Source organism: Pseudomonas sp. NPDC087803, from assembly GCF_044742995.1.
In the GTDB taxonomy this organism is placed as follows: Bacteria; Pseudomonadota; Gammaproteobacteria; order Pseudomonadales; family Pseudomonadaceae; genus Aquipseudomonas.
Map to the genome: position 1 here is coordinate 286,517 of NZ_JBIUVO010000001.1, position 22,938 is coordinate 309,454.

A 22,938-nucleotide genomic window follows, 5' to 3' on the forward strand; every position below is an offset into this window, starting at 1 on the left:
TAGTCAACGAAAAAACTTTGGTCTTTAAGATATATCTGAAAATCTTTCAGAGCAGCAGCGTAAAATGCAAGGACACGCCACTAAATGCTCCACCTCATTGAAACTCTCTGGAATCAATGCAAAAAGCCAACAATGCCTGCTCATTATCAACACTTAGTTTACGCATGGCTGAGATTTTTTGGGCGCTAATTGTCTTTGTACTTCGATTGAGCAGCAGTGCAGTTTCACGCCCATTCAGGCCGGCAACGAAGTGTCGGAGCACTTCATATTCTCTTGCTGACAGACTTGAAATTCGAGCCTCAACACTTTCTTCTGCTGGGGGCGGGCTATAAAGCGAAGGCAGCCTTGAAACATAATATTTCCCCCCACAAAGCAAGACATCCAATGCACGGAGTATCTCATTAAAGTCTCCACTTTTAAGGATTACCCCTGACACACCTAAATCGTACAAGCGACCATGAATCAAGGGATTAGAGAGCATTGTCAATATCAAAACCTTTGAATTCTTGAAGTGGCGAAGTAGATATTCAATCATTTGCAGACCGTCGCCGCATGTTTCATCACCCGGCATACTGTAGTCGGCAATGATCACACTCGGTAAGAGTTCATGGCATAGACGGACGAGTTCGCTCGGACCGTTAGCGACCCCTGCTACATAGAACCGATCATCCCGCTCGATTATCTCTTCGACCGCCAACAATATAAGCGGATGATCATCGGCTATCACAACGCTGACTCTATTCATCATTTTCCGATCCCGTATCAGATAGCGCACGAGGAATCCCGTGGCGTGAATCGTGACTCTGCCCATCAGCGTTTCGAACACGCAAGAGCAGGCATTCAAGATTCTTCACGAGTTCGGCCAGGGCCAAGGGCCATTGCAGGTCACTGCTCGACTCCAGAAGCTGGTGCTCAAGCTGCTCACATGAATGTACTAAATGGCGGGCGTTTACCGCAGCTAACGCACCTCGAATCCGATGCAACTGCTGCGTAACGGTATTTACATCTTGACGTTCACAGGCATCCTGCAACTTCTGGATGTCCTCGTCCATGGTGGTCAAAAATAGCTTAAGCATCCTCGGCGAAGACTTTAATACAACTTCTTCAACGCGCAATTGTGCGAACTTCTCGGGCTGCACAATCTCGACTCTATTGGCACGGGGGCACCAGTTGCGCAGCACCTCGTACAGATCACGTAGGCTCATTGGCTTTACTAACCAAGCGCTCACCCAATCTTCAACGAGTCGCCTGCTTTTCTCCTGTACCGTGCTAGCGCTGATCACTACGATCGGCTGGTTGGCCCCTCGCCGGCGTAGCTCTTGAACCAATTGGTAGCCATCCATCGTCGGCATGTTTACATCGGTCAAGACCGCATCGAAACCTGCGCTCCACCTTTGTAAAGCTTCGACTCCATTGCTTGCTAAAGTCACGCGACAGCCCAGCTCCTCCAACTGATGGCTGAGCAGGGCCTGATTGATTGGATTGTCTTCAACTACCAATATCGATAAACCTAGCTCACCTAAGCGCTGCTGGGGGGGCCGTTGCCCTCGCGCTGGGATTTCAGCTTGAACCACCTCGAGTTTTAGGCTGAATGTAAAACGACTTCCAACGGCCACTTCGCTGGCTACCTCGATCCGTCCGCCCATTAATTGTGTAAGATAGGCACATATCGATAGTCCCAGACCAGTACCACTGATGGTATGTTCAACTCGGTGCGCCTGATAAAAAGGCTCAAATAAATGTGCCTGCTCGCTAGCCGCTATTCCGATGCCAGTATCGATCACCTGCCAATTCAGGGTTACATAGCCGTCGTCCAGTTGCGCGCCCACCATTAACGTAACGCTGCCCTGCTCTGTGAACTTCAGCGCGTTGCTGAGCAAATTAGTGATGATTTGGCGAATGCGGAGAGCATCCCCCTTAACAGCACCGGGAATTCCAGGATCAAGACAGAGTTGCAACGATAAAAACTTTCCCTGAGCCAAACCGTAAAACTGTCTGACGACGTCCTCAGCGAGATCCACTGGACTAAATTCCGTGTAGGCGAGCGCCATCTCTCCAGCTTCTATCTTGGACACGTCCAGCACATCGCTAACCAGTTGCAGCAGAATCAAGGAGGATCTCTCGATGGTCTGATGATAGATTCTCTGTTGGCGATCCAGATTGGTAAGGCCGAGCAATTCCAGCGTACCTAAGGCACCATAGAGAGGCGTGCGAATCTCGTGGCTCATGGTAGCGAGAAATCGTGACTTGGCTGCGCTAGCAGCATCAGCGCTGCGTTTCGCTTCCGCCAATTTTTTCTCGGCTTGGCGGTGAGCGCTAATGTCATTGAATGTGCAAAGCACCACGTCTTCACCCTGGTAACGTGCGGACGCAAAACTGCCATGAAGAGTCGTGGAGCCAACACTGTCGAAGATGACATCTGTTTCGGGAACAGCGGGATCATGATTTATGTTCCAGCTTTCACTGAGTCGTGCAACGTCACTAGCGTCCCCCAACAGCTTTTCCGCAAGAGGGTTGTGCATGATCAACTGCCTATCCGTACGCCTGAGGACGCAAAGAGCCACAGGTGCGATCTGAATTACAGTACGACTGAATGTATCACTCTCAACAATTTCTAGGTGCGCGCGCCGCGCAGGCGATATGACCTTACGGGCATACCAACGAGTTGCCACCCAACCGCCAACTAAGGTCGCGAGGAATAACAGAAAGCCCCCCAACACCTGCCATTTGGCATACCCGAAAAAGCTTTGATATGTGACCTCATACAATGCAACCCAACCACCTGAACCGGCGTCTTCCATTTTGAATATCAGGCCAAGAGGTGCGAAATTGAGCCCTTTGTGATAGCCATCAACCGAACCGATCTGATCACCAAGAGAGTTTCCGCGTGGCGACACCAGTTGGAGCCTGTCGTAAGTGAGGCTTTGCATTCCATAGGTCACATTCCCAACCTGGTTGAGCTCTAGCAAGCTGACTGCAATAAGTTGGCGCTTGATTTTAGGCACCCACCAAAGGGCATCTGGCATTGTGAAATAAAGATAACCAAGCAGTTCTTTCTGAGCCGCGCCGCTGTAATGGCGGGCTGGCGCCCACCGCACTTCCATCTTACTCATTGGCCCAGCTTTAGCTGGTAAAGCGTTGAAAATGCTGTGGACCACACTAAAGTAGGACTCTAACGTCACAACGCCAATTTTTCCGATAGCGGGCACCGCCATGCTGGTATTGCCCCGTGCACCGATTATGAAAACTTGTGGAGATGGATAGGCCGACGTGCTCCAGAAATTTCCATAGAAGCTAGCGAGTAACGCTCCCAAGTAAAAATTTCGGGGGTGAGGCTCAGCTCTTGCGTGCTGTTGTGAGAGAGTGAAAGGCATGGAAAATGAATACGCGGCGCCTTCGTAGATCCTGCGCCCTCGTTCATCGACGAGCAAACGATGCGACGTCACCGCGCCATTTTCGGTTTTTATGGGAGCGACCGAGTTGCCGTGCTCAGCGACTCGTAACAGAAACTCTTCATGCTGGCGAATTTCGCTCACCAGCCGATTGAAATGCACCGATACCTTGTTCCGCTCGAGGGTAACCAACCTTGATAACGCCCAACCAAAGGCCGCCAAAGTAAGGAGGTTGAGAAACATTGCACAAACCAGCACTTTATTAAGCCGGAGGGCCGTATTCGCCAGTTTCCGAATCAAGCTGTAGTTGTGCTCAGGCATGCGAACAACTTCCAGTAGGGGTGTGGCTCAGGGACAACCTTTACGCCCTGATCACCATGGAAACGGCGATCTCAAGGGTAGCAATCGTTTTGGGTCACTGAGCAATTAACTAGAGGCTTAATTGACTCATCCCTGACCAGCGCTCCTACGTAGCCCATGGTGCTGGCGTTGCGCTGGGACACGGTAGCCCAACGGCAAGTTCAAGTATTTAGGATAGATCTGATTTTCATTGCCGGGTGTCTGTGAGCAGCATCAAGCAACGCTAGCGTAGCGAGTTCCAAAGAACCTTCTGAACTACATCAGACAGGTATGGAAATTTGTTTCTGCAGTAGGAGCTTGCCATTCGTCAACATTCTTCCAATGTTAGTCCAAAGTCATCGCCGGATACCTGAGCAGCTTCGTTGAGCCGTTGACGTAGTGCAGCGGTCAGCTGCCGTTCCACTTCCCATGGGTCTGACAGCGCGGCGAGCTGTGGTGCCAATTGCGGCGACAGGCTCATCAACGAATGATTGAGCGATCGCGCCGTTTCAAAAGCGGCCTTCTGCACAAAGCTGATTTCCACCAGTTCCCCCTGCGCCTTGCGAAATTCCATTTCAGCCATCCTCGCCAAGTAATGTTCGCGATGTGCACGCGCTTTCTGAAAGTCTGGAGTCTGCCCTTGCGCAGGATCAGCGGGCGGCGGCGCAGCCATGTTAGTCGGCTCGGATTGGGCTGAGACTTGGCTGTACACATCACGCTTAAGCCGCTCCTGTTGGTGGCGAGCAGCGACGGCAACCTTGCTCGGGTCAGCGGTATCGCGGATAAATGCTTCGGTGGCCAGCAGCTCGGGACCAACTTGGGCACACCACCGTAGGGATGACAGAACAGTACATCCGTATGCGAAAGGGCATGAAGGTCACCCCTACGAGGTGACTAACGGTCACGAATTGCGGAAAAGATTTTTTGATTGCGGAAAAAAGAACTAAGGGCTTGCATGAGGTACGTCATGCAAGCCCTTGATATTCATGGTGCCCGAAGCCGGAATCGAACCGGCACGCCCTTACGAGCGGGGGATTTTAAGTCCCATGCGTCTACCAGTTTCGCCATTCGGGCGGTAGCGCGGTGTAGTGCTCAACTCAGCTATCAGTAAACCTGACAGAACCGAGCCTTGTGAAGCAGAGCGGGAAATATATACATCACGTCCCGGTGAAGCAAGTTCGCAGTCGCTGATTTCAAGACTAAATCTTGCAGCGCACTGCAAATAAAAAAGCTCCGTAAATCATGGATCTACGGAGCTTGTTTATAGTGGAGGCCGAGGTCGGAATCGAACCGGCGTAGGTGGATTTGCAATCCATCTATAAAGCTACGTATTTCAATAGGTTAGCACTATTTCCGTTCCGCAAGCTACTGATTTTTAAATGGCTGTAGGCCGCGTGCGCCTTGGAGGATTCTAGAGGTTGCGGAACGCTTCGACGCACCCTGTTCATCTAGTGCCGGCAAGTCGCACATGGCACTTTAAAATCACGTCAATCGCAGCGATGATTACGCCTTTGGATTCGGCCGGAGAGAGAGAGGAATACATGTCCAGGGATTACAGTCCACCAGTTTATGAAGCTGAACGCTTCCATTGCCCATTTCCAGATTGCGGCGCTTTTGCCCATATGATTTGGCAACAGGCAACGCGAGATATTTTTACGGCGGAGTGCGCTGGTTGCAACAAAAGATCGATTTGGCGCCACTTTACCAAGTCTCAGGGGATAGGATTTGTAAGATGCGGAGAGATGCTCTATCCAATCGCAACCCTGGCTCCGCAACACCACCCTGATTTACCGGAACATATCAAATCTGACTATGAAGAAGCGCGCCTGATCTGTGCGCAGTCCCCTCGAGCTGCCGCAGCCTTACTTCGCTTGTGCGTACAAAAATTGTGCAATCACCTGCTGGAGAAGGAAGGGGATATCAACACTCAGATCGGGGAGCTCGTGCAGAACGGTTTGCCGGTAAAAGTACAGAAAGCCCTAGACTCGGTTCGGGTAATTGGTAACGAGTCAGTGCACCCAGGCACAATGGATCTAAATGATACTCCCGAGCTGGCAATAGTTTTATTTCGATTGGTAAACCTAATCGTACAAAACTGCATCACCGACCCTAACGAAGCTGATGAGATTTTTGACGGGCTTCCGGCTAACAAAATTAAGGGCATCGAAAACAGGGACAAGGTAAAAAACAGCTGATTACCCAATACTCCGATTGTGTGGACCATTGTCTAAAGAGCGGGCGATTTACGTCCGCCTCTGGTGGTATCACTCACTTCGTCGCTTTCCTTTTGCGTACGCTGCGCGGCCAGATTACTGTATATAAAAACAGTATTCGTAAGGAGCGGACGGTGACCGAAGCCGAAATAGAGAACACTGACGACTGGCTCGGATGTCCCACACCTCTGGAAACCTGCCAGCACCAGCTCAGGTTATACGAGAACGAATTCGATGAACTGAATCTGCAACTCCGGGAGGCGCGGGAAAGGATCTTCAAGCTGGTTGATATGCACGCCGAAGCCATCAGCGAAAGGGACGAAGCCAAGGCCACCCTCCGGGAGAAAGCAGCCGAAACGGCGAAGCTGCGCAAGAGTCTCTATGACTTGAACATCACGGCGAGGGGTTACCAAAGAGAAGTAAATCGGCTACGCGGAATGCTCGATGGTCTGACGCCCAACACGAAAACAATCGTATAGTCATTCATAGCGACTTGGTTGCAGCGCCCTGACGTACGCCTGGCACGCCTGAAGCGCGATCAATCCCTTGTCGCCTTCATCGGTGATGGCGACAATTCGTTGAGCATGCGCTGGGTCAAGTTCGGCTTGTATGGGGCCATGAACCACGCCGCCGGTGCCGGAGGCGGCAGGCACTGAACAGCCACCGGTTGAACTCGCATCGAGGAGGACTGACAGCCGCAGATCAGAAGTGGCAAGGCGATCGCGCATGCGATCCTGGTTCTTTTGAGCATCGCTCAGTTCCTTATAGTGTGATTGCTCACTGGCCGACAGGCGCTGTTCCAGTACCAGCCGTCTGTCCTGCTCGGCCTGCTGCGCGGCGGCAGCGGCCATGGTCAATTGGTTGAGGGTTTCAGTTTGCAGTCGGGCCTGATCAGCCAACTGCTTGCCGTAGCGCCAGTTCTGGAACTGCCAGGCGCTGGCAGCGCCGATCAGCACCAACACCAGAACACCCGCTGCTCTCCACAGCATAGGCATTACGGCACATCCTTGAAGAAGAGGTGGCCACCCAACTTGCAGGTCTGTTTCGCCTTCGCGGCCCAAGCCGGTGGAGATTCATGCTGGTGACGTAGTAGTGCGTGGCGCCGCCAGTGGGGTCTGAAACCTTGCCATCAATCACTTGGTCAGCGGCCTTCCGTGCTTGAGCAAGCTCGCGGCCTGAGATCGGCTTAGCACCGCTGAGGTACGGGAAATTCGGATCGTTCTTGTTCCAGCAGCTAAATTGGTAGGGTTTCTGGCACACGCCGGCGTAGCCCTCCCCCCACCATGAATTGGTCTTGCCATCGTCCACGCGGTTGCGGATCGCCCACGCCACAGCCACTTGACCATCCGCGCCCTCACCGCGAGCCTCGCCCCACAGCGTGCGCGCAAGAATGTCGCGCTCTTTTTCCGTTGCATTCATTACGATTCTCCTGACAAGAAAAAGCCCGCACGTGGCGGGCTATGGGTTTATTGATTTGATGGTCACTCGGGCCAGGGAAAGTCGGCCTGAATCTCGGCGTACCGATCCAGCCCTGTCTGCCGGGCTACCTGAATCTCGCTCTCGTCCGCCCCCATCATTTGAAGTCGGGCAGCCTCCGAGAAGAACCGGTCGGATCCTGTAATTGGATCGGCGTAAGCCTGCAGACGCTTGGCCTCGGTCTGCTCTCGCAGGCTCGGGACAGGGATGTCCACGATCATTGGCAAACCGTCGGGACCGGGTACCACCCGCTTGTCAGCGGGCCGGAAGCGTACAAACTCATCGTACTGTGCAGCGGTCAGCTCCACGGCATCGGACGGGAAGTCTGAATAGTTTGCGGGGTCGTCATACCAACTGTTTGTCACGGCGCTGTAGTACATGCCAATTCCTCAATATCCGATTGCTATAACGCCGAACGAAGAGGGAACAGTCCCGGCCCAAGCGTTGAAGGTGGTTGTGGTCGGTGTTCCCACCGCGATGGTGTAAGGCGCGCCCCCGTTGGTTGATGCTCCCCAAACGCCGCAACAAGCGTTTGGAAACGCAATTGGGAAGGTAGATGAAGCCCCTTGACCGCCTAAGGTTGTTGTGCGAATCCACTGAATGATCAACTCGCGCCGCACGCCATTTGTCTTGTCCCGGAACGGGATCTTGATGTAATCGTTATTCGCCGCTCCGCCGGCACCGATGAACGTGGCCAACAACCCTAGCGGCGAAACTGCCTTGTCTGAAATCGCACCAGCCAGAATTTCCGCGGGGCTCGCAAACTGCGTAACACCTACCGCCGACTCAGTAGCGGTCTGACCCAATGCGACGGCGTGATGACTTTTGGTTCCATTCGGCACTTGCAAGCCGCCGCCCGTGGATGACACCAATACCCACGCGGCCAGAGCGACCGAATACCTGACGGTGCACAATCCATTCGCAACAATCTCTCCGCCCTGAAGCGGAAGATGGGACGGACCAAGCAAAGGACTGGGCGCCAAACCGTTGGGTGCAAAGGTACAGGCACCCGTGTTTGCCGTCTTTGCCTTAAACCGGAGCACCAGTTTTTCATCGACTGCCGCGACGGCAGGCGTGTAGGCAACCAGATAAGCGTTTGCCACGCCAGTGTCAGCTCCGTAGCCACCGGAGCCCAACTGGCCGATGACTCGAATTGCCTGCAACAACTGGGTCAGATCCGCTTCAGCCGGCGCGAGCCCAGCAGCCTGAATGACATTGAGGACTTCATCTGTTACCGAGTTACCCCAGGCAGATGGAATCAAGGACCCAGGCGTTCCTGTCAGCGGATTCTCGTCGACAAACTTGCCGTCCACCAGGCCAATGCTGGGCACACTTTTCGGATAATCCACGTTCTCACCTCTCAGCCATAATTGATGTGCACTACGGTGTGCGCCGGCGCCGGGCGCCGGATTGAACACTCCAGCGGATCACCTGGGTTTGCACCGAAACGCTCCCCCCAGTAGCTGACACCGAATCGTCTGCCCTGCCGCTGGCGACCGCCGGTGTTGAGCGTCCACATGAACTGCGCGTACCAGGTACCGAAGTGCGCAGACCCAAAACGAGAACGCCCCATACGGGGCGCTCGGTGTTCGGTGATGGTCGCATCGGGGTAGCCCTGGCTTACCGCTATCTCAATAAAGTACGCCCTGCTCTGCCCCCCGACCTCCACAAGCCGCCGGCGTACAGCAAGGCGTCGATCCTCGAACGCTGGATTTGGCCCGAGGCACGGGTCGGGCAGATTCATCACCGCTTCCCAGTCGGGCACGAGCTCACTCACGCCCGACGGGTCCATCTCGTTAAGCAGATCCACGGCGCGGGCATCAATACGGGAGAACTCCACGGCTACCCCGTTCAGCACCAGATCGATCTCCGGCACCAACTCAGGGTCCCAGGCCTGGCCTAGGGGCAACAGCCCGCGCAGTTGGCGACGGTACTGCTCTGCTGTGCGCGCTATAGCCATGTGATGCCCCCAAAGGTCAGCAGCTCATTCGAAAGCGCCGTAACATTTGCGGCAGGCAGAGTCAGGGAATGATCGGTTTCACCCGCCGCCCCGCTGATTGCCTCCCGGATATGGCTGATCAACAGGGTTTCGCCCAGCCCAGCTTCACGCTCATGAAGGTCAATCAGGTTCGTCTGAATCGCGGCACGAACGGCGCTGGTATCTGGTACGGGGTGGATGCTGTAGAGCACGGGCTTCTCCGTGGGAGCGAGCACATACAACTCAGCAGTCACAGGACGTAGGGGCTCGATGTAGTCCTTGGTCTCTTGCAACTGCGTGGGGTTGGGTACCGGATCAGGATCGTTGTCACGCATAACAAACAACCCAACCGTGCCGGGCCCCATGTAGTTCCCCCGGCACCAGGCTCGTGTGACGCCGGGCACCTCGAGCGCCCAGGTCTCGTAATCATCTACCGAGCCGCCGTGCGGGATCACCCTGTAGGAGCGAATCACCCGCGACCGAAGCGACTCGATGCTCTCCTTCGCAATGCCGCCACTCAAGCCAGGCGCAATGACGGTGAAGGCATTGACTACCCCAGGCACCGGCTGGACCAAAGTAAGAACCAAACCCGCGTCAGCGTTGCCGAGCGCGCCAGCATCGACGGCTTCTATCGTCGTTGTGTTGTTCCCCGCCACGGTGGTAACACCCGTCGTGACGCGGTACATGCGCCCGTCACTGGCCTGCAGCACGACGTCAACATCCAACACTGCGCCGGCGGCAGCACTGAAGGTCACGCTGCCCTCGGCCGGCTGGGCCGCGTTCCGCGGCTGGTTCAGACGTAGCGCGGCAATCCGTTCAAGGGTTTCTTCGTCGGCCTTGTCCGGCAGGATCTGATCGACAATCCAATTTAGATAGCCGTACAGGCCGTAGGCAGTGCCGCCCATTGTTCTGGCCAGCACCTGAGCGTCGGAGCGCCGGAGCGCGTCGCCGACCAGGTCACTATGGGTGCGACTGATGAGCACCGGCAGTGAAGGTGTGTCAAACGGCATAGATCACCTGCCAGGAAGAGTTGGGTTTGATTTCGACGCGATCGCCCCCGGGAATGGTCAGGATGACGATCAGGTTCAGCCGACTGGTATCGTGCTTCTCGCTGGCGATCTCGATCGCAATGACGTGACCGTCATCGAGCAGCCACTGAAGCGCCTCATTGGCGTAGAACTCGGCGTCACGCTGGGTGGCATCGGTGAGTTTTACCCGGCGCAGTAGCCACAAGCGCGAGCCAATCCGGTCATCGGCGATGGTTGGGTACCCAGCATGGGCGCAGGCGATGAAAGCGCTCGGCTACCAGCTCGCCCCGCACATCGTTGATTGCGCTGACTTGGGCGTGCCGCAGCACCGCATCAGAATGTTCATGATCGCAACCAGAAGCAAGGCACCACTCCACCTCAACCTGCAGAAGTACCAGCACGTCCCTGCCAGCTCTTTCATCGACTTTGATTCTGGCAACTGGTCATCCATCGAGAAGCCGGGCCGCGCTGCCTCAACGCTGACTCGCGTCGCAAACGGTCGGAAGAAGTTTGGTGAGCGATTCCTGATGCCTTACTACGGATCTGGATCCGGTTTGACCGGGCGCTGCATCGAGCGACCAATTGGAACCATTACAACTCGCGATCGCTGGGCAGTCGTGGATGGCAACAAGATGCGGATGCTCACCGCCGACGAAGTATTGGCGGCTCAAACATTTCCAAGCAGCACCCTTCGGCCGGACAACCACCGCCTCACTGTCCACATGGCGGGGAACGCAGTCCCGCCACTGGCGGCGAAACGGATTATCCAAGCGCTCAAGGAGGCTGCATGACCACCGCCCATATCAGCACTATCGGGAGTCAGACCATGGAATTCCTAAGTGAAACCCTCACAGACGAAGAGCTGGCAACCATCACCGGTTACAAGATTCCATCCTGCCAGCGCCAATGGCTGGCCAGCAATCATTGGGAGTTCGTACTGACCGGCGCCCAGCGCCCAGTGGTGGGCCGCGTTTACGCCCGGTTGAAGTTGGCCGGAGTCAAGCCCACGGCAAACAACGCCGTAGCAGAGACCTGGACCCTTGACTTGGCACGCGTGGGCTGAAGATGCGACAGAAGAAAACAGCCAATCGGGATCTGCCACCACGGATGATCCGGCGCACTCGAAAGAGAAAAGGCGGTACCACCTGGACGGGTTACTACTACAACGGCAGGGACGCCGACGGTAACCGAGTTGAAATTCCGCTCGGCAGCGACCTCGACGAAGCCAAGATCGAATGGGCGCGGCTCGACCGCAAGGCGACTCCCAAACCGACCCACTTGATGGGACGACTTTTCGACGACTACGAAAAAAAGGTGATCCCCACGCTCAAGCCTGGCACTCAGCGCGACTACCTAAAAGGATTAAAGCAACTTCGAAATTCATTCGAGTCCGCCCCTATCGACGCGATCACCCCACAGGTGATTGCTCAGTACAGAGACGCACGCACGGCCAAAGTGCGCGCCAACCGGGAAGTAGCACTGCTTTCAACCATGTTCACCTTCGCCCGCGAGTGGGGCCTTACTGACAAGGCCAATCCCTGCTTCGGCCTGCGCCGGAATAAGGAAACGCCGAGGGACTTCTACGCTGGCGATATAATCTGGAATGCGGTGTACGGCCAAGCTGGACAGGATCTTAGGGACGCAATGGACCTGGCATATCTGACCGGCCAGCGCCCGGCCGACGTGTTGAAAGCGTCAGTCACCGATCTCAACCATGGTTTTCTGATGGTTGGCCAGGGCAAGACGGAAAAGCGCCTGAGAATTCGTCTCTACGACGGCGACAACGAGACGGACCTCTGCGTCTTCATCAACGGCCTACTTGATCGGCGGGCACAGGCGGGCACCAGGACATCGATCCTAATCACCAACCAGGCCGGCCTCCGTATGAGTTATAACATGTTGCGCAACCGCTGGGACGAAGCCCGGAACAAGGCCGCGAACAAGGCGGTAACTGACGGTGATGGCGAGCTCGCCACCACAATTCGGAAGTTTCAATTCCGAGACATCCGGCCCAAGGCCGGCAGCGAGATCGCGGACATCAAAGACGCTAGCCGTTTACTGGACCACTCAACGGAAGAGATGACAAAGAAGGTTTATCGACGAGTTGGTGAGATAGTCAAGCCTACAAAATAACGAATTCAAAAATTCGTGCAATACCGCAATTAAACTTCTAATTACGGCATCATTTCGTTTCCGGCTCAGAATCGCTCCGCTTTTTAGGGTTATAAATAAAGTTTTTCGGCCCACGGTGGTTTTTTAAAACTTCATTTATTTCAATCGCTGTGAGCCCCAATTGCTGGGCACCACTACTTATTTCGCTAGCCGTATATTTCCCCGACATTGCCATGTCCAACATTTGCGTAAACCTATTTATAGCCCCCACCTCGATCACAGAATCTGAGTGCACAGACGCTCTGTTCTCGAGCTCGCGAACTCTAGTGGAAAGCATTCTGGTATTTGACAAGATTTCCGCCAGCATGCTGTCTCCAGATCGAGGCACAACCTCCACCTCCTGCGGAGTAGCGGCAAGCAACTCCGCAAATGACGCTTCAAATTTCGGCCAATACGTATCAAATACTTGCGTCAAAATACGATCATCAAGCCGAGTGTTTTCAAGACAGGAATTCAACGAGCTAATCAATCCCCACATTGAGGAGCGCTCTGGGAAGGTGTGATTAAACTGCGCCAGCGGGTCCTCTATATCAGTAGGCGTCAAGTCTACAAGAAACGTACAAACTCGATTTGTGCTTAATCCCTTCGCGAGTGCACCAGTTTCAAAAAGAATCCATGGCTTATTCTTGTTTTCTTGGGTAAGGCAAACTATTCCTGCAGCCGTTTCACGAAGCTGATCTGAGATCTCAGAAAACCAGATTGCGCCTTTATCAATATCACGAGTTGATATCCAAGGTTGAGATCCTTGAAGCACACATTTAATCCAATCTCTTAACAGCTCAGCGACAACCCTGCTTCGGTGTCCAGACCAACTGACGAATACCTTCATTCCTTATCCCTTACAAAAAGCCTGAGATATCAATATGGCATAGCCCAAGCAAAAATACACTCCATCCTAGCCTTATGTCTTTACCTCGGCAGGGATGGTGAAAAGAACGCCCGGCTCGGCCAAGAACCGCCAACCCATCACCGTATCGTAGACGGATCGGCACCCATAGAGACTTCAAGTTGCGGAACACCTATCCAAAGTTGCGGAACACCCCACTTTTTCACAGGCAATAAAAAACCCCGTAGATCACTGATCTACGGGGTTTTTAATAGTGGAGGCCGAGGTCGGAATCGAACCGGCGTAGGTGGATTTGCAATCCACTGCATAACCATTTTGCTACTCGGCCTCAAACGATCGCTGTTTAGTAGCACAACAACAACCGCGTACAAATTGGAGCGGGAAACGAGACTCGAACTCGCGACCCCGACCTTGGCAAGGTCGTGCTCTACCAACTGAGCTATTCCCGCTTGGTGTGGCGCATTCTATAGATTTCAGAAGCCCCGTCAACCCTTTGATTCAAAAAAGTTTTATTTCTTTTCAACGTCGGTTTTCAGATGCGGCCAGGCAGCCCGCAGGTATTGCACCATCGACCACAATGTCAGGCCTGCCGAGATCATCAGCAAGGAGTAGCCCAGCAAGACCCAGAAGCTGAAGTCGCGGGGATTGGCCAGCAGGATCACCAGCGCCAGCATCTGCGCCGCGGTTTTCCACTTGCCGAGATTGGACACCGCCACGTGGGCACGTGCACCGAGTTCGGCCATCCATTCACGCAAGGCCGATACGACAATCTCGCGGCCTATGATGACGGCAGCGGGAAGCGTCAACCACAGGTTGCCGTGTTCCTGCACCAGCAGCACCAGGGCGACCGCCACCATCAGCTTGTCAGCGACCGGATCGAGGAAGGCTCCGAACGGTGTGCTTTGTTCCAGGCGACGGGCCAGATAGCCATCCAGCCAGTCAGTGGCCGCCGCAAAGGCGAATACCGAGGCGGAAGCCATGTAGCTCCACTGGTAAGGCAGGTAGAACAGCAAAATGAAGATCGGGATGAGCAGGACGCGTAGAACGGTAATCAGATTCGGGATATTCATCGGCACAACTGGCTACGAGGTGAGTTGGCATTCTACTCGCTATGCAGGTTTGCATAAATCGACTCTGCGAGCTTTTTACTGATCCCCGGTGCTTTGGCGATCTCTTCGATGCTTGCACGAGACAGCTCCTGCAATCCACCAAAATGTTTCAACAAGTCCCGACGTCGGGTCGGCCCGACACCGGCAACACCTTCCAGCGTTGAAGTGCGGCGGGTTTTGCCGCGTCGTGCGCGGTGGCCGGTAATTGCGAACCGGTGCGCTTCGTCGCGAATCTGCTGGATCAGGTGCAGCGCCGGCGAATCGCCACGCAAAGTGAACTCGTGCGCGGCATCATTAAGATACAAAGTTTCGAAGCCGGCCTTGCGCGTGGCGCCTTTCGCCACACCCAAGAGGATGAGATCAGGCACGGCGAGTTCATTGAGTACGTCACGGGCCATCGACAGCTGTCCCTTGCCGCCATCCACCAGCAAGATGTCCGGCAGCTTGCCCTCGCCGTCCTTCAGTTTGCTGAAGCGCCGGGTCAGTGCCTGGTGCATCGCCGCATAGTCATCGCCTGCCGTGACGCCTTCAATGTTGTAACGACGATAATCGGACTTGATCGCGCCTTCCGGGCCGAACACGACACAGGAGGCGACGGTGGCCTCGCCACTGGAATGACTGATGTCGTAGCATTCCAGGCGTTGCGGCGGCTCATCCAGATTCAGCACCTCAGCCAGTGCATCGAAGCGTGCAGCCGTGTGTTGACGGTTGGCCAGGCGTGCACCCAGCGCCTGCTCGGCATTGGTGACCGCCAACTGCTGCCAGCGTGCCCGCGTACCACGCACCCGATGGCTGATGCTCAGTTCACGACCGCGCAACTCGTGGATGGCCTCGATCAAGGCCGTAGCGTCTTCAGGCACCACGTTGACGATCAGCTCGCTCGGCAGGTCGCGCTCAGGACTGCTGATGAAATACTGACCAAGGAACGCCGCCATGACTTCGGCAACCTCCTCCTCAATACCGACCTGCGGGAAGAAGTTCTTGCTGCCCAGCACTCGCCCGCCACGCACGCTGATCAAATGAACGCAGGCGCCGCCCGGATTGACGAAGGCCGCGATGACATCAATGTCGCCCGTCCCGCCTTCCATGCTTTGCTGATCCTGAACCCGGCGCAGCAAGGCAATCTGGTCACGCAGCTCCGCGGCGCGCTCGAACTCGAGATTGATCGCCGCCTCTTCCATCGCCGTTGACAGCTCATTGGTCAATGCGTGACTGCGCCCCTCAAGGAACATCACCGAGTGGCGTACATCCTCGGCATAGACCTCTGGCTCGACCAGGCCGACGCAAGGCGCCTTGCAGCGTTTGATCTGATATTGAAGACACGGACGCGTGCGATTCTTGTAGTAACTGTCTTCGCACTGACGGACGAAAAAGGTCTTTTGCAGCAGGCTGAGGCTTTCGCGAATGGCCCCGGCGCTCGGGTACGGGCCGAAATACCTACCCTTGGCCTTCTTCGCACCACGATGGATGCTCAGACGTGGGAATTGGCCGTCGGAAAGGAACACATAGGGGTAGGACTTATCGTCGCGCAACAGAATGTTGTACGGCGGCCGCCACTCCTTGATCAGCGTCTGCTCAAGCAGTAATGCTTCCGTTTCGTTGGCGGTAATGGTCGTTTCGACCTGCGCGATACGCCCGACCAGCGCAGCGGTTTTCGGCGCCAGTCCGGTCTTGCGAAAATAGCTGGCAAGGCGCTTCTTGAGGTTCTTGGCCTTGCCGACGTACAGCAGGCGCGCCTCGCTGTCGAACATGCGATAGACGCCGGGACGCCCGCTGACTGTCGCCAGGAAGGCGCCTGAATCGAATACTTCAGTCATGATCAGGCGCTGGCATCAACCATGCCGTGGCGTACTGCCAACAGCGTCAGCTCGACGTCACTGCTGATCGAGAGCTTTTCGAAGATCCGATAGCGGTAAGTGTTCACCGTTTTCGGCGACAGACACAGTTTGTCGGAAATGATCTGCACCTTCTGGCAGCCGACAATCATCAAGGCGATCTGGATTTCCCGTTCGGACAAGGCATCGAAAGGTGAATCGTTGGTGGGCTGGAACGATTTGATCGCCAGTTGCTGGGCAATCTGCGGGCTGATGTAACGCTGCCCGGCAAATACCAGGCGAATCGCCTGGACCATTTCCGGCAATCCAGCGCCCTTGGTCAGGTAACCGGCGGCGCCGGCCTGCAGCAGACGCGTCGGAAACGGATCTTCCTCGCACACCGTGACCGCGACAACCTTGATGTCCGGATGACTGCGCAACAGCTTGCGCGTAGCCTCGAGACCACCGATACCGGGCATCTTGACGTCCATCAGGACCACATCGGGTTTCAACTCACGGGCCTTGATCAGGGATTCTTCCCCGGACTCGGCCTGTCCCACTACCTGCAAGCCATCGATATCGGCCAGCATTCGTGTAATGCCTGTACGAACGAGATCATGGTCATCGACCACTAGCACCCTAATCAAGCAGACACCTCGCGATATGGTCTTATTGGGATGCCGGACACCTTAGCAAAAAGTGCCAGACAGACCTAGCGGCAAGCATCATTTAAAAAGTTTCAATTCATCATCGAGGGCTTGCCGGCCGTGGGTTTCAGAGCACAGGTGTACCGAAATCGAGCTGCATCCTCAGGAAACACTCGTCCTCGCCGCACCCATTCAGACCTTTTCTCTTATACAGACTTTGTGCCGGATTATTCTTGAATACGGTCAGACGCAGCGCCGGCACTCTCTCGGCACGGGCCATGGCGATAACCTGATCAATCGCCCAGGATCCAGCACCCTGCCTGCGAAATGCCTCGGCTATTTGTAGCTCGCGGATATACAACGCCCGGCGATCCCGACTGAGACTGAAAAATCCCACGGGGACTTTGCCAAGAATGATCAACCAATTGTCGCGTCCATCCCAGGCAACGTCGAACGCTTCGTCCTGCCACAGCAGATCGTGGTCAATGTAATAGCGCAGCATGTTCCGGCACGTCAGCTCTCGGGCGAATCCCCGATCAGCCGGTTCGGCACGACGCAACTGCCATGTCATTGCTCCACCGCCACGGGCACCACCCGCCCCTGCCATTCGCCGCCTTCACGTCGCGCGATGACCAACAGTTCACCCGGCCCTGGCGCCGCAATCACCAGCGATCCGCTTTCAGACCAGACTGCGCTGCGCCCCGCGGACTGCCATCCACCCGTGAGCCCGGCGTGATTGGCCATCAACACCGCCATTGAGTGTTTTTGGGCATAGCCCTGCAGTATCGCGCTATCCACGCCATAGCCTTTTTCGCCAATCAGCACGCCTGCTGCGTAAAGGTCGGCGCCAGCAACGGCGGCCGCTGCCGCGTGGCTGGCATGGGAAAAATCAGCGCAGACCGCCAGCGCGACGGTATTGCCGCCTATGCGCAAGGTCGAACCACCGGCACCTGGGGCGTAAATAAACGCTTCGCCGCTGTGCAAATGTTGTTTGCTGTACACCTCAAGAGAACCGTCGCGGCCTAACGTCAGAGCGCCGATCAATACCTTCGAACTGTCCTTCAGGCGAATCGGCATACCTACGACAACGGTGATGCCCAGTGCGCGAGCGCAATCGCGCAAGGGTTGCAATACCGCGTCCTCAGGATCAATTGCCTGGTCCGCAGCCATCTGCCCTTCGTAACCTGTGAGCGACAGTTCCGGGAACACCAGCAGCTCAACACCCTGCTCCGCCGCCACGGCCATGAAACGCAAATGACGGGCAATGTTCGCCGTCAAATCACCGGCAACGGAAAACGCTTGAGCTGCTGCAATGGTGAACGCCGACATTATTCATCCTTGGGGTTATGCAAAACACGCAGTGTGTCACAACGCCCGTGGCACTCAAGCGATAGGTAACGTCTTGAATGAGCGATAGCAATTTCTGATTGCTCAGGCGCATGGGCCTCTAGTAAGCTCGGCGCATTCATCGGAGACAGACCATGTTCAACGCCCTCTCACAGCTTCGTTCCGCCAGCGCCCTGCGCTCGGTTGCGGCTGCCCGGGCGAATGACGTTTGCGCTCCAGCGAGCTTTTATTTTGGGTATTGGTTTAGCCACTGGCGCGCCTGATACCCACACGGCGCCCATAAAAACGGGTCGCCTACCAGAGAATTCTCAACCCCCGGTCGGCCTCCCGACCGGGGGTTTTGTTTTTTCAGGCCCATCACTTTTTAGCAACACACCAGACACTTTGAGGAATTACGACATGAACTACGCCACTTATTACCGTTACGACAGTTTTACCGCCTGGCGATTTAGCAGCCTCCGCTCGGGACAGCCTGCCGCCTCCGATCGGTCACCCACAGGTGGCAAGCACACACACGCAGCCAATACGGCCAATTGTCGAACACCCCAGTAGGGCCGAGTGAGCGGGAAGCACCCGCCACCAGCCCAGGAATCCCGAATATGAACTCTTCTGTTTCTGCTCTGCCACTGACCACCCTGAACTCTGCCAACGAAGCACTGACCCTGCGTCTGCCCAGCTCGTTGCAGCTCAAACAGCAATTGCCCCTGAGCACTGCCCTCGCCCAGCAGGTCGCAGCCCACCGCCAGGCGGTCCGCGCGATTCTCAATGGTGAAGACCATCGCCTGCTGGTTGTCGTCGGCCCCTGCTCGATTCACGATCCGCGCTCCGCACTCGAATACGCCGAAAAACTTTCCCGCCTGGCCCATGAAGTCAGCGACGAGATGCTGCTGGTGATGCGCGCCTACGTCGAAAAACCACGCACCACCGTCGGCTGGAAAGGCCTGGCCTACGATCCGCACCTCGATGGCAGCGATGACATGGCCGCCGGCCTGACCCTGTCCCGCGAGTTGATGCTTGAGATGATCCGCCTCGGCTTGCCCATCGCCACCGAACTGCTGCAGCCAATGGCCGCCGGCTACTTCGACGACCTGCTCAGTTGGGTTGCCGTCGGCGCACGCACCACCGAGTCGCAGATCCACCGGGAAATGGCCAGCGGCCTGAGCATGCCCGTTGGTTTCAAGAACGGCACCGACGGTGGCGTAACCGTTGCCGTCGATGCCATGCGTTCGGCAGCCCATCCGCATCGGCACTTCGGCGTCGACAGCCAAGGGCACCCGGCGATCATTCAGACCCCGGGCAACCCCGATACCCACCTGGTTCTGCGCGGTGGTCATCAAGGCCCGAACTACGATCGCGAAAGCGTCGCCCGGGTACATGCCGACCTGAATCGCTTGAAGATTCCGAGCCGAATCATGGTCGATTGCAGCCACGCCAACAGCGGCAAGGATCCACTGCGCCAGCCCGACGTGTTCAACGAAGTACTCGAGCAACGCCTGCAAGGTGATCGCTCCTTGATCGGCATGATGATCGAGTCCCACCTGTTCGAGGGCTGCCAGCCTTTGAGCCCCGCCCTGCGTTATGGCGTGTCGGTCACCGATGGTTGCCTGGGGTTCATCGCGACGGAGCAATTGTTGTCGAACGCAGCCAAACGGCTGAAGGCCTGACGCGCAGAACAATCTTTGCGGGTGGTAGCAGAAACCCGCAAAGGTCGAACCAACGCTCAATCCAGAATTACGCCCGCACCCGGATGCGGGCGATACTGGAAGCCTGACTGACATCATCCAGCCGCTCTACCAGGTACGACACCTGCACCACGGTTTCCCGATGCTCTCGCCAGAAACGGTAAGGCACGATGAATACCAGCGGCTGACCGGCGGTCTCCCGAGTGATGTCGCGATCATCGCGATGACTGAAATACTCCCCATCGCATTTCAGGTATACCAGTTCGCCCTCCTCGGCCTGGGCATTGCCGATTACCACGGTCACGCCATCCTCGGCGTCGGCCACCTCCAGTTCACCGTCTTGCGCTTCCAGCACTTGCGGTGCCTCGAGATCGCCGCGAATCAACGGTGCAATCAGAATTTGCGAGATCGCCGATTTCCTCACCCACCCCTCGCTTGACTCGACCCGGTAACTGACGCTGACTTCTTGCGCCGAATGGGGGGCGATGTATTCCGCCGTTATCCAGAACGACAACCCTTCACCAACGGCAAAGTGCTCCACACGCAACACATCATTGAAGACAGGTGTCCCGGAAGCACCCTGCCAGGACAGGAAAACCCGGTCACCTGCGGCCATCCGGGCATAGGGACGCACGGCAACGCTTGTACCCTGCGGAACGCGCGCCGGATCAAGCGTCCCGCCCACGGTTTCTTCAATGATCGGTGCAAGCAGCTCTGGCTCCGGGTCACCCACATCCAGTTGCAGGCGTGACGATGCAACCGGTTCGGGCAGCGCAACGCTGTGCAGCGTCCAGTAGACCTCCAGAGAACCGCGCTCCAGTGCGGCGATGTGGACGCCTTTGATCACGAAGACGATCTCCTGACCCAACTGGCCTTGACTGACAGTGCGTGTAACTTCATGGGTATAGGCCACCCCGTCGGCATCGAGCCCGTGCCAGCTCAGCAGCAGTTTGTCGCCGCACAGCATATTCGGGTATGGCGCCACCCTGACGAACGCATTGCTCAGCGAGGGATCGAGCATCCCCTGTTCCAGTACCTCAAGCATCGGAGCAGGCAGGCGCAAGGCTGACGATGGCGTCGGTGCAGACGCCGGTCGATAGCTCAACTGGAGGTTGTCACCGTCCACTTTCAAACTCAGGTGGGTTCTCCCATCGGAATCAACCGACAAGGTGGAAGTATTTGTCGCCGGCACTAGAGAAGCGTCGGTAGTGACTTGGTACTTGGACATTCGTGGCTCCATTCCTTGGATAGAACGCCGCCGAGAAGGCAGCGTCGAACGAACGCCATTGAACACTATCAATCGAATGGCCGAAGTCAGCCCAAAGCCCTGCGCCCCCGGGGTAAACACACCGCATGACGTAGGCATACGGCAAGGAATCTACGGATACAGGGCAAAAGATTGCCAAATGTTCCGACTACCCTCTCAACCAGAACCGAAACTTCGCACCGCTTTTTATCCGGATTCCTCTCGACTCCGAGGATTTTTCAGACATCGCCGACCTGCTGGCCTGCTTTACAGTGACACGCCTCAACCACTGACAAGCATCTGCAAAAGAGGCAGGAACATGCAACGGAATGCGACCACCCGCTACCCTATCCTTTTAGTCCATGGCCTGTTCGGCTTCGAACGTATTGGCCGTTTCGAGCTGTTTGATGATGTCAAGCAAGCGCTGCGAGAGGCTGGCGCCCAAGTCTTTGTACCGCAGCTCTCCGCGGCCCATGACAATGAACTTCGCGGCCAGCAATTGCTGCTGCAGATCGAGCGTGTCCTGCATGGCACCGGGGCCGCCAGAGTGAATCTGATCGGCCATAGCCAGGGTGCGCTGGCCAGTCGTTACGCCGCAGCGACGGCACCACACAAGATCGCTTCGGTGACATCGGTCAGCGGCCCCAACCACGGCTCGGAACTCGCCGACGCCTTGCGCAAGGCACTGATTCCGGGGAGCCTGCCGGAGCAGGTGGCAGAGCAAGTGGCGACCCGGTTCGCTGACTTTCTCTCACTCCTGAGTGGTCAACCGACCCTGCCGCAGAATGCCGTGGCGGCGCTGAACGCCTTGACGACCCAGACCGTCAGCCGATTCAACAGGAAGTACCCTCAAGGCCTGCCCGCTACCTGGGGCGGCCAAGGCGCGGAACGGGTCAATAATGTTCACTACTATTCCTGGAGCGGCACGCTGCCAGAAGAATGGCTGCCGCCGCTGGATCCGGTGCATGCCGTGTGCCGGGAATTATCGGGACACTTTGTCGTCGATGCCGGGCAGAACGATGGCTTCGTCGGTCGCTACAGCTCACATCTGGGCACGGTCATCCGTTCCGACTACCCCTTCAACCACCTCGCCACCCTGCGGCGGCCAGACGACTTGCTGAAACCCGGCCCTGATCCCGTCGAACTCTATGTCGAGCACGCCCTGCGCCTGAGAGCCGCACAACTGTAGACATACGCCGGTAACCCGAGTGGAACTTTGCCGAGAAATCGCTTACTGAATCCGGTAGGCTCCACACTTTACTGAAATAGATTGGAGAATTTCCCCATGGCTAAAGCCACTGCCCGCCACATCCTGGTTTCCAGCGAAGACAAGTGCAACGAACTCAAGGCCCAGATCGAAGGCGGTGCTGATTTCGCCGAAGTCGCCAAGGCCAACTCCACCTGCCCTTCCAGCCGTCAGGGCGGCGACCTGGGTTCGTTCGGTCCTGGCCAGATGGTCAAGGAATTCGACACCGTGGTTTTCAGCGCCCCGATCAACGTCGTGCAAGGCCCGGTGAAGACCCAGTTCGGTTATCACCTGCTCGAAGTCACCAGCCGCCAGGACTGATCCCGCGTCCGGTTTGCTGTGCAACGGCCCGCCTTCTGGTGGGCCGTTGTGTTTTGGTTACAGGATACGGCTGGCGACTGA

General features: G+C 56.3%; 22 protein-coding genes, 3 tRNA genes and 3 pseudogenes. 8 read left to right on the forward strand and 20 right to left on the reverse strand.

The window, feature by feature from the left end:
• Window positions 1-94: 94 nt before the first annotated feature.
• The 4 genes from ACIOUG_RS01210 to ACIOUG_RS01225 all read right to left on the reverse strand — a co-directional run bounded on the left by ACIOUG_RS01210 (window position 95) and on the right by ACIOUG_RS01225 (window position 4,805).
• Window positions 95-748 carry a response regulator gene (locus ACIOUG_RS01210; protein WP_401061873.1) on the reverse strand — a complete coding sequence of 218 codons (654 nt, stop codon included), beginning with the start codon at window positions 746-748 and terminating at the stop codon, window positions 95-97.
• The gene (locus ACIOUG_RS01215) at window positions 738-3,713 is read right to left on the reverse strand and encodes an ATP-binding protein (RefSeq protein WP_401061875.1); all 2,976 of its coding nucleotides are present in this window, start codon (window positions 3,711-3,713) and stop codon (window positions 738-740) included. Before ACIOUG_RS01215 ends, ACIOUG_RS01210 begins: the two co-directional genes overlap by 11 nt.
• A gap of 346 nt (window positions 3,714-4,059) precedes the next feature.
• On the reverse strand, window positions 4,060-4,305 hold the full coding sequence (locus ACIOUG_RS01220; protein ID WP_401061876.1) for a hypothetical protein: 246 nt from the start codon (window positions 4,303-4,305) through the stop codon (window positions 4,060-4,062).
• 413 nt (window positions 4,306-4,718) lie between these two features.
• A tRNA-Leu gene (locus ACIOUG_RS01225) sits at window positions 4,719-4,805 on the reverse strand.
• 467 nt (window positions 4,806-5,272) lie between these two features.
• Between ACIOUG_RS01225 and ACIOUG_RS01230 the strand changes: the two genes are divergently transcribed.
• On the forward strand, window positions 5,273-5,926 hold the full coding sequence (locus ACIOUG_RS01230) for a DUF4145 domain-containing protein (protein WP_401061877.1): 654 nt from the start codon (window positions 5,273-5,275) through the stop codon (window positions 5,924-5,926).
• Window positions 5,927-6,078: 152 nt separating this feature from the next.
• Entirely contained in the window at window positions 6,079-6,423 is a 345-nt protein-coding gene (locus tag ACIOUG_RS01235; RefSeq protein ID WP_401061879.1) for a hypothetical protein, read from the forward strand.
• On the opposite strand, the gene ACIOUG_RS01240 is transcribed toward ACIOUG_RS01235, so the two are convergent.
• The 7 genes and pseudogenes from ACIOUG_RS01240 to ACIOUG_RS01270 all read right to left on the reverse strand — a co-directional run.
• Complete coding sequence (locus tag ACIOUG_RS01240; protein ID WP_401061880.1) at window positions 6,424-6,939, reverse strand: lysis protein; 516 nt, start codon at window positions 6,937-6,939, stop codon at window positions 6,424-6,426. It lies immediately after the preceding gene.
• Window positions 6,939-7,363: pseudogene (locus tag ACIOUG_RS01245) on the reverse strand (cell wall hydrolase). Before ACIOUG_RS01245 ends, ACIOUG_RS01240 begins: the two are co-directional and overlap by 1 nt.
• A gap of 62 nt (window positions 7,364-7,425) precedes the next feature.
• Entirely contained in the window at window positions 7,426-7,800 is a 375-nt protein-coding gene (locus ACIOUG_RS01250; RefSeq protein ID WP_401061882.1) for a hypothetical protein, read from the reverse strand.
• 9 nt (window positions 7,801-7,809) lie between these two features.
• Window positions 7,810-8,769, reverse strand: a complete 960-nt coding sequence (locus ACIOUG_RS01255; RefSeq protein ID WP_401061884.1) for a hypothetical protein — start codon at window positions 8,767-8,769, stop codon at window positions 7,810-7,812.
• Window positions 8,770-8,780: 11 nt separating this feature from the next.
• Entirely contained in the window at window positions 8,781-9,380 is a 600-nt protein-coding gene (locus ACIOUG_RS01260) for a YmfQ family protein (protein WP_401061885.1), read from the reverse strand.
• On the reverse strand, window positions 9,371-10,408 hold the full coding sequence (locus tag ACIOUG_RS01265; RefSeq protein WP_401061887.1) for a baseplate J/gp47 family protein: 1,038 nt from the start codon (window positions 10,406-10,408) through the stop codon (window positions 9,371-9,373). Before ACIOUG_RS01265 ends, ACIOUG_RS01260 begins: the two co-directional genes overlap by 10 nt.
• Window positions 10,398-10,667 (reverse strand): annotated as a pseudogene (locus tag ACIOUG_RS01270) (phage GP46 family protein); the annotation flags it as partial. The pseudogene ACIOUG_RS01270 and the gene ACIOUG_RS01265, both read right to left, overlap by 11 nt.
• Between ACIOUG_RS01270 and ACIOUG_RS01275 the strand changes: the two are divergent.
• The 3 genes and pseudogenes from ACIOUG_RS01275 to ACIOUG_RS01285 form a co-directional block, all read left to right on the forward strand.
• Window positions 10,666-11,217: pseudogene (locus ACIOUG_RS01275) on the forward strand (DNA cytosine methyltransferase); the annotation flags it as partial. The pseudogenes ACIOUG_RS01270 and ACIOUG_RS01275 sit on opposite strands and share 2 nt — an antisense overlap.
• A 35-nt stretch (window positions 11,218-11,252) precedes the next feature.
• Window positions 11,253-11,489, forward strand: coding sequence for a DUF4224 domain-containing protein (locus tag ACIOUG_RS01280; protein ID WP_401061889.1), 237 nt, complete (start codon window positions 11,253-11,255; stop codon window positions 11,487-11,489).
• Window positions 11,490-11,491: 2 nt separating this feature from the next.
• Entirely contained in the window at window positions 11,492-12,559 is a 1,068-nt protein-coding gene (locus ACIOUG_RS01285; protein WP_401061891.1) for a tyrosine-type recombinase/integrase, read from the forward strand.
• 49 nt (window positions 12,560-12,608) lie between these two features.
• Here the strand turns inward: ACIOUG_RS01285 and ACIOUG_RS01290 are convergent, their stop codons facing one another.
• The 8 genes from ACIOUG_RS01290 to ACIOUG_RS01325 form a co-directional block, all read right to left on the reverse strand.
• Window positions 12,609-13,427 (reverse strand): hypothetical protein, encoded by an 819-nt coding sequence (locus tag ACIOUG_RS01290; protein ID WP_401061893.1) that lies wholly within the window; start codon window positions 13,425-13,427, stop codon window positions 12,609-12,611.
• Window positions 13,428-13,699: 272 nt separating this feature from the next.
• Window positions 13,700-13,773, reverse strand: a tRNA-Cys gene (locus ACIOUG_RS01295).
• 45 nt (window positions 13,774-13,818) lie between these two features.
• Window positions 13,819-13,894, reverse strand: a tRNA-Gly gene (locus tag ACIOUG_RS01300).
• Window positions 13,895-13,954: 60 nt separating this feature from the next.
• A complete protein-coding gene (pgsA, locus tag ACIOUG_RS01305) occupies window positions 13,955-14,515 on the reverse strand; it encodes a CDP-diacylglycerol--glycerol-3-phosphate 3-phosphatidyltransferase (RefSeq protein WP_007965084.1) in 561 nt (186 codons plus the stop codon).
• Window positions 14,516-14,547: 32 nt separating this feature from the next.
• A complete protein-coding gene (gene uvrC, locus ACIOUG_RS01310) occupies window positions 14,548-16,371 on the reverse strand; it encodes an excinuclease ABC subunit UvrC (protein ID WP_401061895.1) in 1,824 nt (607 codons plus the stop codon).
• Between the two features lie 2 nt (window positions 16,372-16,373).
• Window positions 16,374-17,015, reverse strand: coding sequence for a UvrY/SirA/GacA family response regulator transcription factor (gene uvrY / locus ACIOUG_RS01315; protein ID WP_024012761.1), 642 nt, complete (start codon window positions 17,013-17,015; stop codon window positions 16,374-16,376).
• A gap of 127 nt (window positions 17,016-17,142) precedes the next feature.
• On the reverse strand, window positions 17,143-17,586 hold the full coding sequence (locus tag ACIOUG_RS01320; protein ID WP_401061897.1) for a GNAT family N-acetyltransferase: 444 nt from the start codon (window positions 17,584-17,586) through the stop codon (window positions 17,143-17,145).
• The gene (locus ACIOUG_RS01325; protein ID WP_401061899.1) at window positions 17,583-18,344 is read right to left on the reverse strand and encodes a carbon-nitrogen hydrolase family protein; all 762 of its coding nucleotides are present in this window, start codon (window positions 18,342-18,344) and stop codon (window positions 17,583-17,585) included. Before ACIOUG_RS01325 ends, ACIOUG_RS01320 begins: the two co-directional genes overlap by 4 nt.
• Window positions 18,345-18,961: 617 nt before the next feature.
• Between ACIOUG_RS01325 and ACIOUG_RS01330 the strand changes: the two genes are divergently transcribed.
• Window positions 18,962-20,026: a 3-deoxy-7-phosphoheptulonate synthase gene (locus ACIOUG_RS01330; RefSeq protein ID WP_401061901.1), complete on the forward strand. Its 1,065-nt coding sequence runs from the start codon at window positions 18,962-18,964 to the stop codon at window positions 20,024-20,026.
• Between the two features lie 67 nt (window positions 20,027-20,093).
• On the opposite strand, the gene ACIOUG_RS01335 is transcribed toward ACIOUG_RS01330, so the two are convergent.
• On the reverse strand, window positions 20,094-21,272 hold the full coding sequence (locus ACIOUG_RS01335) for a hypothetical protein (RefSeq protein WP_401061903.1): 1,179 nt from the start codon (window positions 21,270-21,272) through the stop codon (window positions 20,094-20,096).
• Between the two features lie 337 nt (window positions 21,273-21,609).
• Between ACIOUG_RS01335 and ACIOUG_RS01340 the strand changes: the two genes are divergently transcribed.
• Entirely contained in the window at window positions 21,610-22,479 is an 870-nt protein-coding gene (locus ACIOUG_RS01340; protein WP_401061905.1) for an esterase/lipase family protein, read from the forward strand.
• Between the two features lie 96 nt (window positions 22,480-22,575).
• Complete coding sequence (locus ACIOUG_RS01345) at window positions 22,576-22,857, forward strand: peptidylprolyl isomerase (protein WP_007912303.1); 282 nt, start codon at window positions 22,576-22,578, stop codon at window positions 22,855-22,857.
• The last annotated feature ends 81 nt before the right edge of the window (window positions 22,858-22,938 follow it).

What these genes read in the sequence shown, in the direction of transcription:
- ACIOUG_RS01335 (WP_401061903.1), bottom strand. Translation starts at nt 21,272, where the DNA reads ATGTCCAAGTACCAAGTCACTACCGACGCTTCTCTAGTGCCGGCGACA.
- ACIOUG_RS01285 (WP_401061891.1), top strand. Translation starts at nt 11,492, where the DNA reads ATGCGACAGAAGAAAACAGCCAATCGGGATCTGCCACCACGGATGATC.
- ACIOUG_RS01320 (WP_401061897.1), bottom strand. Translation starts at nt 17,586, where the DNA reads ATGACATGGCAGTTGCGTCGTGCCGAACCGGCTGATCGGGGATTCGCC.
- uvrC (WP_401061895.1), bottom strand. Translation starts at nt 16,371, where the DNA reads ATGACTGAAGTATTCGATTCAGGCGCCTTCCTGGCGACAGTCAGCGGG.
- ACIOUG_RS01265 (WP_401061887.1), bottom strand. Translation starts at nt 10,408, where the DNA reads ATGCCGTTTGACACACCTTCACTGCCGGTGCTCATCAGTCGCACCCAT.
- pgsA (WP_007965084.1), bottom strand. Translation starts at nt 14,515, where the DNA reads ATGAATATCCCGAATCTGATTACCGTTCTACGCGTCCTGCTCATCCCG.
- ACIOUG_RS01280 (WP_401061889.1), top strand. Translation starts at nt 11,253, where the DNA reads ATGGAATTCCTAAGTGAAACCCTCACAGACGAAGAGCTGGCAACCATC.
- ACIOUG_RS01290 (WP_401061893.1), bottom strand. Translation starts at nt 13,427, where the DNA reads ATGAAGGTATTCGTCAGTTGGTCTGGACACCGAAGCAGGGTTGTCGCT.
- ACIOUG_RS01325 (WP_401061899.1), bottom strand. Translation starts at nt 18,344, where the DNA reads ATGTCGGCGTTCACCATTGCAGCAGCTCAAGCGTTTTCCGTTGCCGGT.
- ACIOUG_RS01215 (WP_401061875.1), bottom strand. Translation starts at nt 3,713, where the DNA reads ATGCCTGAGCACAACTACAGCTTGATTCGGAAACTGGCGAATACGGCC.
- ACIOUG_RS01220 (WP_401061876.1), bottom strand. Translation starts at nt 4,305, where the DNA reads ATGGAATTTCGCAAGGCGCAGGGGGAACTGGTGGAAATCAGCTTTGTG.
- ACIOUG_RS01260 (WP_401061885.1), bottom strand. Translation starts at nt 9,380, where the DNA reads ATGGCTATAGCGCGCACAGCAGAGCAGTACCGTCGCCAACTGCGCGGG.
- ACIOUG_RS01210 (WP_401061873.1), bottom strand. Translation starts at nt 748, where the DNA reads ATGATGAATAGAGTCAGCGTTGTGATAGCCGATGATCATCCGCTTATA.
- ACIOUG_RS01345 (WP_007912303.1), top strand. Translation starts at nt 22,576, where the DNA reads ATGGCTAAAGCCACTGCCCGCCACATCCTGGTTTCCAGCGAAGACAAG.
- ACIOUG_RS01250 (WP_401061882.1), bottom strand. Translation starts at nt 7,800, where the DNA reads ATGTACTACAGCGCCGTGACAAACAGTTGGTATGACGACCCCGCAAAC.
- ACIOUG_RS01340 (WP_401061905.1), top strand. Translation starts at nt 21,610, where the DNA reads ATGCAACGGAATGCGACCACCCGCTACCCTATCCTTTTAGTCCATGGC.
- ACIOUG_RS01240 (WP_401061880.1), bottom strand. Translation starts at nt 6,939, where the DNA reads ATGCCTATGCTGTGGAGAGCAGCGGGTGTTCTGGTGTTGGTGCTGATC.
- ACIOUG_RS01330 (WP_401061901.1), top strand. Translation starts at nt 18,962, where the DNA reads ATGAACTCTTCTGTTTCTGCTCTGCCACTGACCACCCTGAACTCTGCC.
- ACIOUG_RS01230 (WP_401061877.1), top strand. Translation starts at nt 5,273, where the DNA reads ATGTCCAGGGATTACAGTCCACCAGTTTATGAAGCTGAACGCTTCCAT.